18 protein-coding genes are annotated in these 14,046 nt (G+C 68.5%); 3 read left to right on the top strand and 15 right to left on the bottom strand.

From position 1 onward, the window contains the following. The 3 genes from ACWC09_RS26095 to ACWC09_RS26105 form a co-directional block, all read left to right on the top strand. The coding region (locus ACWC09_RS26095) for a hypothetical protein (RefSeq protein WP_450853012.1) at positions 1-256 on the top strand (256 nt) is incomplete at its 5' end. Further along, the gene (locus ACWC09_RS26100; protein ID WP_450853013.1) at positions 256-480 is read left to right on the top strand and encodes a hypothetical protein; all 225 of its coding nucleotides are present in this window, start codon (positions 256-258) and stop codon (positions 478-480) included. The genes ACWC09_RS26095 and ACWC09_RS26100, both read left to right, overlap by 1 nt. 11 nt (positions 481-491) lie before the next feature. Beyond that, a complete protein-coding gene (locus tag ACWC09_RS26105) occupies positions 492-755 on the top strand; it encodes a hypothetical protein (RefSeq protein ID WP_450853014.1) in 264 nt (87 codons plus the stop codon). Positions 756-802: 47 nt separating this feature from the next. On the opposite strand, the gene ACWC09_RS26110 is transcribed toward ACWC09_RS26105, so the two are convergent. From ACWC09_RS26110 to ACWC09_RS26180, 15 genes are all read right to left on the bottom strand, one after another. Continuing rightward, complete coding sequence (locus ACWC09_RS26110; protein ID WP_450853015.1) at positions 803-946, bottom strand: hypothetical protein; 144 nt, start codon at positions 944-946, stop codon at positions 803-805. Between the two features lie 82 nt (positions 947-1,028). Then, complete coding sequence (locus tag ACWC09_RS26115) at positions 1,029-1,466, bottom strand: hypothetical protein (protein WP_450853016.1); 438 nt, start codon at positions 1,464-1,466, stop codon at positions 1,029-1,031. Then, positions 1,463-1,666 carry a hypothetical protein gene (locus ACWC09_RS26120; protein WP_450853017.1) on the bottom strand — a complete coding sequence of 68 codons (204 nt, stop codon included), beginning with the start codon at positions 1,664-1,666 and terminating at the stop codon, positions 1,463-1,465. Before ACWC09_RS26120 ends, ACWC09_RS26115 begins: the two co-directional genes overlap by 4 nt. A gap of 152 nt (positions 1,667-1,818) precedes the next feature. Continuing rightward, positions 1,819-2,487: a hypothetical protein gene (locus ACWC09_RS26125; RefSeq protein ID WP_450853018.1), complete on the bottom strand. Its 669-nt coding sequence runs from the start codon at positions 2,485-2,487 to the stop codon at positions 1,819-1,821. Beyond that, positions 2,484-2,828 carry a hypothetical protein gene (locus ACWC09_RS26130; protein WP_450853019.1) on the bottom strand — a complete coding sequence of 115 codons (345 nt, stop codon included), beginning with the start codon at positions 2,826-2,828 and terminating at the stop codon, positions 2,484-2,486. Before ACWC09_RS26130 ends, ACWC09_RS26125 begins: the two co-directional genes overlap by 4 nt. 86 nt (positions 2,829-2,914) lie before the next feature. Further along, complete coding sequence (locus ACWC09_RS26135; protein WP_450853020.1) at positions 2,915-3,295, bottom strand: hypothetical protein; 381 nt, start codon at positions 3,293-3,295, stop codon at positions 2,915-2,917. A 15-nt stretch (positions 3,296-3,310) separates the two neighbouring features. Further along, on the bottom strand, positions 3,311-3,673 hold the full coding sequence (locus ACWC09_RS26140) for a hypothetical protein (RefSeq protein WP_450853021.1): 363 nt from the start codon (positions 3,671-3,673) through the stop codon (positions 3,311-3,313). After that, the gene (locus tag ACWC09_RS26145; protein ID WP_450853022.1) at positions 3,670-4,548 is read right to left on the bottom strand and encodes a peptidoglycan-binding domain-containing protein; all 879 of its coding nucleotides are present in this window, start codon (positions 4,546-4,548) and stop codon (positions 3,670-3,672) included. The genes ACWC09_RS26140 and ACWC09_RS26145 overlap by 4 nt, the downstream gene beginning before the upstream one ends. A 2-nt stretch (positions 4,549-4,550) precedes the next feature. Continuing rightward, entirely contained in the window at positions 4,551-5,468 is a 918-nt protein-coding gene (locus ACWC09_RS26150) for a hypothetical protein (protein WP_450853023.1), read from the bottom strand. Positions 5,469-5,543: 75 nt separating this feature from the next. Then, the gene (locus ACWC09_RS26155; RefSeq protein WP_450853024.1) at positions 5,544-5,798 is read right to left on the bottom strand and encodes a hypothetical protein; all 255 of its coding nucleotides are present in this window, start codon (positions 5,796-5,798) and stop codon (positions 5,544-5,546) included. Between the two features lie 13 nt (positions 5,799-5,811). Continuing rightward, positions 5,812-6,360 (bottom strand): hypothetical protein, encoded by a 549-nt coding sequence (locus ACWC09_RS26160; protein ID WP_450853025.1) that lies wholly within the window; start codon positions 6,358-6,360, stop codon positions 5,812-5,814. Between the two features lie 46 nt (positions 6,361-6,406). Continuing rightward, the gene (locus ACWC09_RS26165; RefSeq protein WP_450853026.1) at positions 6,407-9,823 is read right to left on the bottom strand and encodes a hypothetical protein; all 3,417 of its coding nucleotides are present in this window, start codon (positions 9,821-9,823) and stop codon (positions 6,407-6,409) included. 48 nt (positions 9,824-9,871) lie between these two features. Then, the gene (locus ACWC09_RS26170; RefSeq protein ID WP_450853027.1) at positions 9,872-13,294 is read right to left on the bottom strand and encodes a phage tail tape measure protein; all 3,423 of its coding nucleotides are present in this window, start codon (positions 13,292-13,294) and stop codon (positions 9,872-9,874) included. A 61-nt stretch (positions 13,295-13,355) separates the two neighbouring features. Beyond that, on the bottom strand, positions 13,356-13,820 hold the full coding sequence (locus tag ACWC09_RS26175) for a hypothetical protein (RefSeq protein WP_450853028.1): 465 nt from the start codon (positions 13,818-13,820) through the stop codon (positions 13,356-13,358). A 5-nt stretch (positions 13,821-13,825) separates the two neighbouring features. Then, on the bottom strand, positions 13,826-14,011 hold the full coding sequence (locus ACWC09_RS26180; RefSeq protein ID WP_450853029.1) for a hypothetical protein: 186 nt from the start codon (positions 14,009-14,011) through the stop codon (positions 13,826-13,828). Between the last annotated feature and the right edge of the window lie 35 nt (positions 14,012-14,046).

Consider the following 14,046-nt stretch of genomic DNA (forward strand, 5'->3'; position numbering starts at 1 on the left):
CGACGTCCCGGACCCGGCCGAGGGCGGCACCCTGGACGTCGCCGTGTTCGAGAAGTACCTCGCCGCCCTGGCCGTGAGTGTGGCCGCCGACGAGGTGCAGCAAGTCACCCTGTTCCAGGACCGGGACCGCGCCGGCGCTGTCCGCTACGGCGCCACCCTCACCTACCACTCCGGCGCCGCCATCTTCCTCAACGTGCTGCGCGCGGGCGGCACCCGGCACGAGGACTTCGTTCCGCCCGCGACGGTGAACGCCTGATGGACGAGACGCTCGAGGAGAAGCTGGCCCGGCTCAAGGAGCTGCATCAGGACCGCATGCGGAAGCAGCGGGAGGAAGAGGCCCTGGCCGCCGAGCTCGCCACGTCCAGTGTGCGCGGGGTGCGTACGGCGATGGCCGAGGCCCTCGAGGTCACGTTGGAGGCGTTGCGTCAGCGGTACGGGCCCGTCCAGTCCGTGACCGTCCGCGAACCAGCTGAGCAGTAAGGAGCGCGACTGTGGGGCAGCAGATCATCAAGCAGCCGGACGGTCGGCTCGCTGTGTTCTCCAGCGTCGTCGACGCTTTCGTCATCGTGGACGCCACGCCGGAGGAGATCCTCGACTGGCGGGCCGAGGAAGCCGCCCAGCAGGCCCGGGAACGGACACAGCGGGAGTTGGACAAGGTGCTTTCCGGTGACCCGCGCGCTGCGTACTTTCAGTTCGCTCTCACCTGGGAGGAGGCCGCCAAGATGGACCGGGAGTCGACCGAAGCTGAGGGCTGACCAGAACGTAGAACGGTGCCCCGACCTCCTAGGTCGGGGCACCGTCGTTACCCGTGCCACCCCAGATGCTGGAGGAAGAGCGTGAGCCCGAACACGGCCGCGCCCTGAGTGGTCCACCAGCAGACCGCCCCTGAGCGGGTGAGGAACAGCCAGTCCACGACCCGCTCCCACCGACCAGTTAAAGCGCTCACCGCTGTCTCCCCGCCACGAATGCCGTCGCGCAGACGAGCATGCCCACACAGAACCCGAACAGGGCCCCGGCCCAGTAGTCCGTCACGTCGCACTCTCCTGGGGTACGCGCCAGCAGTCGTCCGTGCACGGCTGCATGTCCTTGGTCTTCGGGTCCCACTCGTGCGGGAAACCGACCTCGTCGAGCTTCTCGTCCAGCCCGTCAACGCCGCCGACCTGGTCGACGGCCCACCGGACCCACTTGCCGCGATCGGTGAGCCAGGAGCCCCACACACTGCTGCCGTGATCGATGAGTCCGGCGTGGTCGAGGGAGGCGAGGACGATCTGCTGTGCACCGTCCGTGCCGCCGATCAGCTCCTGCACCCGCTGGGCGCGGCCGGGTTGCCCGTCCGCGAACACGGCCAGCAGGCCGATGACGAGCCGGTCGGCGGCCTCCGGGTCACCGCAGCCGCATGACGGCATGTCGCTGTGCAGGACCTTGTAGAGGTGGCACAGGATGTTCTCCTGTTCTGCGTCCGTCATCGCCGTTCCGTCCGTTGCCTCGGTCTGGCCTTGAGACGCCCCTCACGGATGGCCTTCTCGCGCAGCGCGTCCGCGATGACGAGAGCCGGGATCATCCCCGGGAAGCAGTCCCGCAGGAGGAGTTCGCTGGTGGCGTTGACGTACCGGCGGTGACCCCGCCTGGTCTTCGGCAGGTTCGCACCCGGCTTCGGAGAGTTCACGGCCGCTCCCTTACGGCTGGCGATGCTGCGTGCAGGCATGTTGGCCATGCCCCATGCTGGCGCGGAACCGGCACCGGTGTTCCCCCTCCCCCGTCCGGGCATGACGAAAGGCCCCCACCGCCCGAAGGCGGCAGGGGCATCGTGGGGGCCGGTCAGTTGCGGCGGCTCAGGCCGAGCGGCAGCAGCGGCGTCGGCGTAGTGGACGGGGACGGCTGGTCGCTGGGAGACGGCGTCGGCGACGGATCCGGGGACACGGTGGACGTCTGCATGCAGCGGTAGCGGGGGTTGTCCGGGTCGAAGTTGTCGACCGGCGTGCATTCGTAGGTGTTGCCGTCCTGGTCGGTGTACGTCCACGACGACGGCGGCGCCCCGTTGCTGCCGTCCTTGCCGGGGGCCCCGGACGCCCCGTCCTGCCCGGCCGCACCGGACGGTCCCGGCACGGTGGAGTCGGCGCCGGGTGCCCCCGACGGGCCGACCGGGCCTGTGGGCCCCGGGCTGGGCGTGAGGGTCGGGGCATCCTTGCCCGGCTTGCCGGACGCGCCCGACGGGCCGGGGGAGCCGGAGGGGCCGATCAGGCCGGCCGCGCCTGCCTCCCCGCGGGGGCCGGCGATGGGGGTGCCGCCCATGTTCTCTACCTGCTGGGTAAGCAGGGCGACATCACGGTGCGCGTTGTCCAACTCCTGCGCCATGACGAGGAAGCCGGTGACGACGGCCGCCAGCGCGCCCGCGGCGAGGATCATCGCCGCGGCGGCAATCAGGTTGCCGCGGTGGCGTCGCTTGCGTGCTTCCACCCGGCTGCCAGGCCTCGGGGGGGCAGTCAACTCTTCCCTCCTGCCATGAAGAGGATGACGGGGACGAGGATCCCGAGCAGGGAGATGACCGCCCCGACCAGCCAGCGCCGGGTGTTGGTGAGCTTCTCGGCGTCCTGAGCGCGCTGGGTCTGCACGGCCGTCATATCGCGGTCGTGCTTGTCGGACAGCTGCTGCACCGTCTTCTCGAGATCAGAGATGTCCTTGACCAGGGCCGCTTTCTCAACGGTGTAGACCTCGCTCGAGACGAGCCGGCCGAGGTGGCCGTGGATCTGCGCCATGTCGTCGCGGACGTCGCTGCGCATGGTCTCGATGAGCCGCCACAGCTCCCCATTGGTCGGCTCATCGGCCATGACGTGCTCCGGTGGGGGGAGTCGGGGACATCGTCAGTCACCACTACGCGGCGGCCGCGGTAAATCGGCCGCCGCGGGCGGCATGCTCAGACGCCCACCGGGCCGGCCTTGATGGGGCTGGACTGCTCGATGGCCAGTTGCGGAACCGGTGCGGTCACCTCGCGGTGCAGCACCAGGGCGACGCCGCCCTCGACGGCGAGCATCCACAGCGACTGCGTCTGAGCGCTCATGTGCAGGCCGAAGGCCAGGAACAGGGCGAGGACACCCTGGGCGAGGTTCACGATGGCCGCGCCGGCCGCACCGGTGTGCAGGACGATGGCGGTGACGACGGCGACGATCAGGGAGAGGACGGCCATGATGGCGCCCTGCTGGCTGGCCGACACGTCGAGCCCGTAGGCCGCGGCCAGCTTCAGGCCGACCGACAGGAAGGCCAGGATGTAGATCGGCTCTCTACCGAAGATCTTCATGAGGGTTCTCGATTCTCAGACGGGCTGCGCGAGTTGACGGCAGCCGATGACAGTGCCGGAGGCGTTACGCACCTCGCGGTAAGGGACGAGGAGGTCGCAGCGGTGCGGGGTCAAGGCGAGCGCGACCGGCAGGGAGACCACGTAGGAGATCCCGTCATGCATGTCGGGGAGGCCGTAGGCGTGCCCGTACTCGATCGTCTCGACGGGGACACCGTCACGGAGCTCGGCGTGCGGGCGTCCGGCCGGGACCATGCTGAGGCGGGCCGGGGTGTCCTCCGGCTCGATGACCAGCCGCAGCCCGGGCTCGAGGTCGTCGATGCCGTCGGGCCGGTCATCGGCGTAGATCCGGATCGGGTCCGGCGTCAGGTTGAGGATCACGCAGCCACCTGGAAGCCGTGCTTGTCGCCGAGCTTTGCGAGGCTGACCCGCCCGGGGATGCCGTCGGCCGCAGTGCCGCTGTAGCCCAGCCGCTTCTGCCACGCCTTGTATGCGGCGATGGTGCGGCTACCGAAGGAGCCGTCCACGTACCCGGCAGCGAGCAGGCCTTCAGCCTTCAGCGCCTTCTCAACGAGGAGGACGTCCGCCTTGTACGTGGCGTGCCCCTGCGCCGCAGCCGGATCCTGGCGGGCCGCGGCGACGACGTGCGCCAGGGATACCTTCGGCTTCGTCGACGGCGTGGCCGGGACGGGGGGCGCCGCGAACAGGTCCGGCATCGGGCCCGGGTCGACGTGGGAGTTCCCGGGGATCTGGTTGTGGCCGTAGTGGCCGCCGAGCCTGGTCCAGGTGTCGAGGGAGACGGTGTCGCGGGCGAACGCGGTCGGCGCGCCGCCGGGCCACGCGTCGGCGATCCCGAGGCTGCGCAGCCACGCCACGATCGCGTCGAGGCCCTTGCAGGGGGTGTCCCGCACCGTGGCGTACTTCTTCCCGCCGACGGTCTCGCCTTCGGTGAAGACGACCTCGATCTGGATGCAGTACTTCCCGGTGCGGTTCGTCTTGACGGTGCCCGCGTTCTGCAGGGACAGACTGCGGGAGTCGGCGGGGAACATCTGGGCCATCTCGCCGGTGAACGGATCCCACAGCAGGTGGGGGGCGACGTCGGCGCCGCCGCCGGTGAACCAGCCCAGCTCGTTCTTGAACGTCCAGTCCTTGGCGTTGCTGGTGATGTGCCAGACGGCGCGCGCGGGGCCGCCGTTCATCGCCCCGGTGTTGCCGAGCGAGTGCCGGACCGCGCCGGGCATCCACAGGTCGGTCATGGTCAGGCTCCCGTTACGTGGTTGTCGAGCGCCCACGCCTGCATCAGACCGTCGATCTGCCGGGCGAGAGCAGCCGCTTCAACCAGGCGAGGATCCGGAGCAGGAGTGGGCGCGGGAGGAGGGGAAGGCACCGGGCTCGGTTGCGGGGCCGGCACCGGGTTGGTCTTGCCGGTCAGCGACGCGAAGCCCTGGCCGAGCGCATACAGGTCGTACCCGGCGATGTCCTTGCCCGTCTTCGGGTCGATCATGTCCGGGGTGACGATGACCCAGGCCTCGTCGAAGTACTTCCGGAAGAACGCCCAGGTCAGCTTCTGGACGCGGCCCCAGGTGACGCACTCCAGTTCGACCGTGTCGTAGGCGCCGATGGTGACGCAGTGGCCGCCCTCGATGCGGGCGCCCTTGACGACGTCCCACGACTGCCCGGCATTGAACTGGTCCATCGCGGAGTCGGGGAAGTTGAACCCGCAGTAGATCTGCCCGAACAGGGTGATGGCCTGCTTGATCTGGGCCGGGCTGGAGATGTCGACCTTGGCGAACGCGACGATCTTCTCGCCGAGGAAGCCGTGCTTGCGCCAGTAGTCCAGGACGTCCTGGCACACCGCGCCCTGGTCGGTGTTCGGGTCGTTCGGGTCGAAGCCCGTGACGGCCGTGTAGAGGGCCAGCACGTCCTTGTCGGTGACCTTGAGGACAGTGCCCTGGTTGACGTACACGTCACCGATCCGCTTGTGGCCGACGCCGGCGCACGTGCAGTCGCCGTAGCGGTCGTTCGCAAGCATTCCCCAGTCGTCGGCCGGGACGGGCGTGAGCCAGTCCGCGGAGGCGGGCGGGGCCGGGAGTTCGGGTCTCAGGTAGGCGCCGAACGTGAGGTGCGGGCGGGCGGGTTCGGCGGGAAGCCGGCCGCCCTGGAAGGTGATGGTCAAGGGTGCTCCTGGGCGTGCGAAAGCCCTCCAGCAGGCTGGAGGGCTTGAGGGGAGGTTTGGCGGCCGGAGGTGCCGTCAGGTGAAGGCGGGCGGTGTGGAGCTCAGATTCCCGTCGTAGTGAACGTTGGTGGCGTCGGTGCGCTCGACCGTGACCGACGCGACGGTTCCCGCAGGCCACGAAACGTTCTTCATCGCGTTGGCGAGGGCGCCCGCCGACGCATCGTCCATCCCGCACGCGCTGGTGAAGTCGAAGAAGGTGTCTTCGAGGTTATCGCCGCGCTGGAGGTAGAACCCGAACCGGTAGGTGACCGTGGACGTGGTCGTGCTCATTCAGACCTCCTGGTCAGGCGCTGACCCATTGAAGGGACAGCGAACATGCGACATCGGTGGCGGAGTTGGTGTTGAGGGACGCGCCTGACGTCTGCAGCCCCTGCAGTTCGACGTAGTCGCCCACCGCCATCACGACGTGCCGGGTGGTGGAGATGGCGCTGGAATGCGTTGCTGTCGCCGATCCCATCTTGACGAACGAGCCCCGTACGGAGGTGCCGTTCAGGGCCAGGCGGGCCGCCCGGTTGCCGACCGTGCCGGCGGCGAATGCCGCGATTCCGGTCACCAGGTAGGTGCCGGCGACCTGGCAGGTGTAGCGGCTGGTGTTGGTGGTGGTGGAGTGGCCGCCGTCGCTGTCGAAGTCCTCGGTGTCGATGGTGAGGCTTGTCCATGTGTTGTCGGTGAGGGCCTGTGTGGTGACCTGGTAGCCGCTGAAGCGGGGCAGTCCGTTGGCGCCGGAGCCGAGCATCCACTGCATGACGCCGCCGACCTGTGCGTTCCACAGGGCGGCGGTCTCGTAGTTGCCGGGTGATTCGGTGGCGATCGATGGCACGGTGCGGGACACGCGGGCACCTCCAGAGGGTGAGGGGGCCCGCGTGGGCCCGGGGGGTCTAGTAGGCGAAGGCGGTCGAGTCGAACTTGGAGACGGCGTCGTAGGTGGTGGGGTCGGTGACCCCGGACGGCAGGGGCTCGTTCACGAGGTCGCCTGCCGTGTGCGCCTTCGTGGTCGCGGCGACGAGGGTGATGGTGGCGGTGGTCCAGCCGGGGCTGGTGGCGCCGACCGCCGCGACGGTGACGGTCTCCTGGTTCGCCGTGTTCTGCCCGAGAACCAGCGACTGCCCGGCCGCCAGCTGGGCGGCGAGCGGATTCACGGTGTCGGCGGAGGCGTTCACGACGATGCTCGTCACCCCGGAGGCGTACGAGGCGTTCAGGGTGGTGTGCCACGCTGAGAAGATCCCGTACGGGGTCAGGTCGGCGGGGCTGCACTGCAGCGTCACGAACGCTTCACCGTCGTCACCGAAGTCCCAGGCGATGTTCTCGACGAAGCATTCGATCTGGCTGGCCGTCACGCCGGGCGGGCGGCGCATCACCCGTACCCGCGTGCCGAGTTCCAGGGACAGGCAGACGGGCCACATCGCCGGGTTCGCGGACGGGTGGAGTTTGATGGAGCTGACGCGCTGGGCGGGCTGCTTGTACCGGGACAGCAGGTAGTCGGCGGCGTCCTGGCACTCGGCCGCCGAGGAGCTGTTGACCGTCCTGGTCATGGTCCTGGGGAAGTAGTTCGTGTTCGACGTGGAGTCGTTGGCGTAAAAGTTCTGGCCTGTGGACTCCTGGGTGACGGTGACCTGGTTGGAGAGGTGCGTGGAGTCGAAGTCGAGCTGGATGTCTTCATACGGCCACTCGCCGGCCGCCGCGTTCTCCCCGAAAATGTAGGTGGGGGTGGTGGCGTTGTAGCGGGCGGAGCGGGCCTTGAACTGCACGAATCCGCTGCGGTCGACGAAGTGCTCGCCCGACTCGGTGTCGACGACGGCCTGCAACGCGCTGACGGCGTCCTGCCCGTCGATGTTCGCGGGCCCCATGGATGTGGTCAGGCCGGTCTGCAGCGTGGACGGGCCCGTGTATCCGGCGTATTTGAGGATGCGTGCGTAGCGGGCGTTCGTCGACTCCCCCGCACACGACGACTTCCACGCCGCATACAGGTTGGTGATGTCCGACGAGGTCAGCAGCACCGGGAACTCCGCAGCGAAACTGATGTCGCCCTTGAAGTTCCAGGTGGTGCCGTTGCCGACCGTCACGTCCACGAAGGCGCCCACACTGTCCGCGATGATCCCCGACGGCGTGTACGTCGTGGGGATGGAGGTGTAGAACGCGGCGGCCGCACCGTCCTGGGAGACCATGACCTGCTGGGTGGTCTGGCTGTAGCCGACCAGCAGCAGATGCCAGTCGCCGTCCACACAGTTCGTTGCCCCGCCCGCCCCGTAGGCGCCGCCGACGCCGGTGGGGCCCTGGATCGACATCACCGGGTGCCCGTCGCTGCCCAGGTACAGGTAGATGTGGCTGCCGGAGGGCTGGCCGCCCGCCCGCTGCTGGTCCATGGAGGACCACAGGCAGGCGGCGGCCGTGATGGCGGGCCCGGTGTAGCGGAAAGCGATCGCCCGCGTCCAGACCGCCGGGTCGGCCGGTCCGACGATGCCTGCGCTCGTCAGCCGCAGAAACGTTGCGGCCGCGACGACGGCCTGCCCAGGGCTGGCATTGTTCAGTGTCGCGACGGTGCCGGAGCTGCCCGTGTAGGTTCCACCGGAATCCGTCGACGTGATCGACGTGCCCCACACCCACGACCCGGCCCCGTACTTGCTGATCCCGAGCTGGGCGCCCGGATAGTTACCGGTCCAGTCCGTGGCACTCGTGGAACCGGACGGGTCGTCGAGCTTGTACACGAACCGCGGCGAATGACTGTTGATCTCCTGCGTGAGCGGGTCGGACAGCTGCTTCTGGGAGAGGAGGGAGAACGCGTCGACGGCGGACGGCTGGACCAGCCCGTACGTGCCCGACATGCTCCACGAGGACGGCCAGCGTTCCATGAACCCCGCGTACACCGGGAACCAGACGCCCGGGCACGCCCACGCGGACGCCGTGGTGGCGGTCTCGAACTGCCAGCCGTCCACCTGCACCGAGCACAAGGCGCCCGCTGTCGCGGCCGTCTCCACACCCGTCGACAGGCGTGCCGCGTCCGCCGGGGCGGTCGCCGACACCGTGACCTGCGTCCACCCCGCCGTCGTCGACCCGGTCAGGGTGACGGCCGAGGACCGGGTCGTGGTCTGCGTCCCGCCGACGTTGGTGAACGCCAGCCACGCATTCACCTGCAGCGACGTTGATGCGGTCACGTCCCGCACCCACATCGACACCGTGTAGGTGATGCCGGGCTCCGCCGCGGGCTGCGCCGTGAAACAGATCGCCGTGTGCGTGACGGTGGCGTTCGGTACCGCAAACTGGAAGACCGTGCCGCCCTGCCATGCGCCGCTGGTGGCGACGATACTCCCGCCGGTGGAGTCGGTGAACGAGAACACATCGATACCGCCGGCGCCCTGCGGGATCGTGCCGGCCGTAACCCCGCCGAGATCCCCGCCGGTGGCCTGCACCTGCGTGAGCCGGTTACGGGTCGCGGGCCACTGCGCACGCCGCCGGTAGGGCTGGTACGGCAGAATATGGCCCGCGTAGGGGCCGGATGTGTTCGTCGGGTCCAGGACGGCGTCCTTGTTGGCGAGCGTCATGCTCGCCTCGCCGGCACGGACCTGGTCCAGCTCGTACTGCCGTCCCCGCGACACGGTCACGCTGCTGCGGGTGCGGTCCGTGACATCCACATACCGGTCCAGCGGGCTGTCGCCGCCGTTGGCGTTCCAGACCGCACCCCAGCCGTCCTCGGCCAGCGGCCAGTTCGGGTTCGCGACCCCACCCAGACGCGTGTTGACGTTCTGGATGGCGGCCACATTCCCGGCCGCCTCGGTGCCGTTGGCGCCCGTCTGGAAGTACACGGCCACCGACGCCGCCGACCACCCGTAGGCGGCCGTGACCAGCGTCGTCCAGTTCAGGCCGTCCGGGGCCGTATCGAACGCGAACGACCCGCCAATCTCGCGGAACCGCCACCACCGGTGGGCGTGCGGATCATAGGCGGGCAGCGTCGTCGTGGCCGGCGTGCCCGCGGTGAACACCTGGAACGCGAAGCTGCCCCCCGAGGACACCGACGCCAGGACGGAGTTGTTGCCGCCCGCGTCCAATTTCAGGTTGGTCTGGACGTGCCCGTTGCCGTTCGCCGCGACCGTCACCTGCGCGTACAGGCTGCTGCCGGTGGCGTCGTAGCCGCTGGCGGAGCCGAAACTGTAGTACGTGCCGCTGGTCGTGCCGACGTTGAGGGTGACGAGATCGTTCGCCGCGTCCAGCGCGTACTGGCCGATGGACGCCGCGTTCCATACGGCCGTGTTGATCGTGGCCGCGGTGAACGCGTCGATCAGCGTGGACAGTTTCGCCACCGGGCACCTGCCTTCCGGCGCCCGGTGGCGCCCTCGAACTCGGCTGGGTCAGCGCTTGTAGGGGGCGTAGGTCTGCGAGTTGCGGCCGCCGAGCCGGAGCATCTCCCGCTCGATCAGATCCCGGAGTTTCCGCTCCGTCAGGACATGCCCCTCGACCGTGAGGTGCACGTGGTTGTGCACGACCGCTCCCCGGCCGCCTCCGGCGAGGGCGATCCCGGCGCCGCCCCGGCTTCCCGCGCCGGCCACCGATCCGGCCAGCCGGTGTATGGCCGCGGTGGCGTGCTGTGCGCCGCCGTCGACGCCCTTGGCGAGGCCCTTGGGGATCCATGTGCCGATCTCCGCGAACACGGTGGAGGGGGACTTGATGCCGAGGGCCTTCTTGATGGCCTTCTGCATCGCTTTGGCGATCTTCAGCATCTGCTGTTCGATCGCGTGTTCCTGCGACTTCAGGCCCTTCACCAGGCCCTGCGCCGCGTGGAGACCTGCCCCGTACATGCTGTCGGCGACCGCTTTGCCCGCGGAGGTGGCTGCGCCCTTCGTCGCCTTGTTCGCCGCGTTGATCTGGTTGATCTGGTCCTTCGTCGCGCCCTGGAGGGCGGCCGCGGTCGCCCCGCCCTGGTCGACACCGGATGCGGCGATCTGCGCGATCAGATCACTGCTCAGGCCCTTCTTCTTCAGCGCCTGCAGCTGGGCCGCGAACTGGACGGCCTTCTGCATCTGGTCGCGCATTTTGTTGACGACGTCCTGCGCGGTCAGCGCGAAGCCCTCCTGGGGGGCTTCGGTGACGATGGAGAAGCCGGACATGACGCCCTCGGCGACGGACTTGACCTCGTCCGACCATTCCTTCTGCAGGTCTTTCAGGTGCTTTTGGGCGGCCTTCAGTTTGGTGGCGACGGCGTCCCGTTTCGCGGCCAGGCCGCGCAGGATCTTGTCCTCCTTCTTGGCGTACGCCTCCAAGTGTTTGATGGTCTTCTCGTGGGAGGCCACCCACTTGTTGGAGACGCCCTTGTGGCCCTTGAGGTCGGCGACCTTGTTGTAGGTCTGCATGAGCAGGGATTCGATGCGGCGGGTGGCCGCCTTGACCTTCGCCATGGACCCGGTGAGGCCGTCGACGAGGCCCTCGTTGACGTAGATGCCCAAGGAGCGGAACACCTTGCTCGGGCTGGCGATGCCGAGGTTTTTCGCGAACGAGTCCTGCAGGGTCTGGCCGACGCCGGCACTCGTGACCGCGAGGTCGTCGAGGCGGCTGTTGAGGCCGTCCATCAACCCCTGCATGATCATGCTTCCGGCGGGGGTCAGCATCACCTTGTCGTACGACGGCGGCCCCTTGTGGGCCTTGATGAACGAGCCGATGCTGGACAGCGTGGAGCCCAGGCCGCCGAGCTGGGACTTGATGCCGCTAATCAGGCCGCTGATCAGGTTCCTGCCCGCGTCCAACAGAAGGCTCCCGAACCGGGATCCCACATTTTTGATCAGGGAGACGGTGTCGGCCAGGTACTGGCCGGCCAGGTGCTTCAGATCCGCCCAGGCCTTCGACCATTTCCCGGTTGCCAGGTCGAGGGCGACGGCGATGACGTTGAGGATCAGGTGCATCGCCGATTTGATGACGCCGGAGATGACCGCCCAGGCGAGCTTCACGGTGTCCTTGAACAGCCCCCACGTGGTCTTCCACGCAGACGCCATGGCCACCAGCAGGGGGTGCAGCGTGTCATTCCACATGATCTTCGCGACGAGGCCGATGAACTCGAAGGCGCCCTTCGCGATCTGCTTGATCTGCGCGCCGTGCTGCTTCCAGAACGCCGACAGGTCCGCGAGCCGGGCCTTCAGCCACACCACGACGTTGGCGTTGAACCACTGCACGAGGCCCTGGACGCCGTGGACCATGGAGCTCCAGGCGGCGACGAAGACCTGCTTGTGTGCGGAGAACCAGGACACCAGCAGCTGGAAGCCCTGCCTGACCAGCGGGAGCACGCTGTTGACGAACCAGTGGATGACCGCCCCGATGATCATCCAGTTGAGTTTGAAGACGGTGCCGAGGAAGTGGCCCACGTCGTTGACGATGGTCCGGAACGTCTTGAAGTGGTTGTAGCAGTACACCAGGGCCGCGCCGACGGCCATGATGGCCGCGGCGATCGCGATCTCCGGTCCCAAGGCCGCGTACATGGCCGTGCCGATCGCGATGATCGCCGCGACCAGGGTGGTGCCCAGGGCGCCCGCCAGCGCGATCACGGCGCCCTTGTGCTGCGACAGCCACGTCACCCCGGTACGGATCCAGCCGAGGAACGTCTGCACATACGGCAGCAGCATCGTGCCGAGCCGGATACCCATGTTGACGAGGGCGGATTCGGTCTGCTGCAGCTGGGTGCGGAACGTCGTCTGGGTCTTGGCCCAGGCCGAGTCGAACGATGACGCCTTCGACGCCTTCTCGATGTCCCCGAACTTGGTCTTCAGGCCGTCGAGGTTCTGCATCAGCGACATGATCGCCTTGTCGGACCGGCCACCACCGAAGATCTTCGCCAGGACGCTGTCGGCCTCCGTGCCCGACACCCCGGCCTTCTCCAGGCTCGTCTTGAGGTCGTTGAGGGCGACGTAGAGGCCATCCGGCTTCTTCAGATCTGCGGCAAGCCGGTTCTGCGTGATGCCGGCCTTCTCCATCGCCGACTGCATCGCCGAGCTCGACGCATGCACGTCCGTCGACGCCACACCGAGCGCCGTCAGCATCTTCGTGGCCTTCTGCGACGGCGTGGTCATCATCGAGATGCCCATCGTCAGCCGCGTCGCCGCGACCTCCGCACTGTTGCCGCGGTCGGTGAGGTAGGCGAGCCCGGAGCCCATCGAGTTGACGGAGATCCCCATCTGCGCCGCGGTCGGGGCCCAGTTCTTGATGGACTCGTTGAAGTCCTGGAAGCGCATGTCGCCCTGGCCGACGATGGCGTTCAGGGACGCCATGGTCTGCTTCGCCGAGGTGGCAGGGAAGTTGAATGCCTTCATCACCGACGACAGCGAATAGGTGGTGTCCTCCAGGGACGCCCCGGAGATCTTCGCCTCCTTTGCGGACTCCGTCACCACCGCCAGCGCCGACTTCAGATCGAGGCCGGCCGAGATCGGGTGGTAGAGGGCCTCCGCCATCTGGGTGCCGGTGAACCCGACCTGCGTGCCCAGCTTCAGGACCTGCTCGTTGAGCTGCGCGGAGGTCATGCCGACCTTGTGGAGCTGCTCGTTCGTCAGGCCGGCCGCCGTGTACAGGCGGGTCATGTGCTCCTGGAAGTTCGCCGCGGCCTTCACCGAGGCGGCGCCGATCGCGATGGTCGCCGCGCCGGCGACCATGCCGAACCCGGCGAGCTTGCGGAACGCGCCGCCCATGCGGGTGGTGGTGGCCTCGCCCTCGGCGGCGGCCCCCTTCATGCCGGCCTTGAAGGGTTCCGTCACCGCGCGGAGGACCACGTACAGGTCGCCGACTTCGCTGGCCAAGGCGCACCTCCCGCTTCGACTGGTTTCGTGGAAACGGGTGGTGACGGTGTACGGCGGGGTGTCAGAAGACGCGGCCCCAGGCGCTCCCGTACAGCTTGTTGTAGATCGTCACGGCCGAGATTTTGCAGGCGAACTCGGCGGCCGGCTTCAGCCACGGATAGGTGGCCCCGTTGCGCAGGCCCGTCTCGAGGTAGTAGCCGTACCGGTCGGCCGGGGTCGGGCTGCGCCCGTAGGGCGGGGTGAAGCCGAGCCGGGGTCCGACTTTCGTGGACCAGCCGTCGAGGCCCTTCTCGATCGGCGTGTGGCCGACCGACCTCTTCAGCGTTCCCGAGATGACCGCCGGGCCCTCGCCCGCCCGGGCCGGGGTTTTGGTGCCGTAGGTGTGGCGGCCGTTGGAGGCGTTGATGCGGGCCTGCCGCTCCACGGCGAGGGCGAGCGGTTCCAGGGCGAGGCGGGTGCGGGCGTCCCCTTCGGTGGCGAGTTTCGCGAAGCCCGCGGTGAAGACGCCGGGACGCAGTTCGGTCACGACGCTCACCCCGCTTTCGACTGGCGCTCCGCCCTGCGCCGTTCGCGCTCCGACTCGCGTTCCTCGTGAGCGGCGATCATGCCGAGGAAGTCGAGCGTGTACCGGCGCACATACCCGGGGGTGGCTTGCAGTTGTTCCCATGACCAGTGCATGCGCCGCATCAGCAGGAAGTCGGCCCACTCGTCCGGCACGGTGTCGTCGCCCCAGGTGTCCTCGATGATGGACT

The organism is Streptomyces sp. NPDC001617, assembly GCF_053596855.1.

Excerpts from the sequence above, each read along its gene's own strand:
- ACWC09_RS26100 (WP_450853013.1), top strand. The coding sequence starts at position 256 with ATGGACGAGACGCTCGAGGAGAAGCTGGCCCGGCTCAAGGAGCTGCAT.
- ACWC09_RS26115 (WP_450853016.1), bottom strand. The coding sequence starts at position 1,466 with ATGACGGACGCAGAACAGGAGAACATCCTGTGCCACCTCTACAAGGTC.
- ACWC09_RS26130 (WP_450853019.1), bottom strand. The coding sequence starts at position 2,828 with ATGGCCGATGAGCCGACCAATGGGGAGCTGTGGCGGCTCATCGAGACC.
- ACWC09_RS26135 (WP_450853020.1), bottom strand. The coding sequence starts at position 3,295 with ATGAAGATCTTCGGTAGAGAGCCGATCTACATCCTGGCCTTCCTGTCG.
- ACWC09_RS26145 (WP_450853022.1), bottom strand. The coding sequence starts at position 4,548 with ATGACCGACCTGTGGATGCCCGGCGCGGTCCGGCACTCGCTCGGCAAC.
- ACWC09_RS26155 (WP_450853024.1), bottom strand. The coding sequence starts at position 5,798 with ATGAGCACGACCACGTCCACGGTCACCTACCGGTTCGGGTTCTACCTC.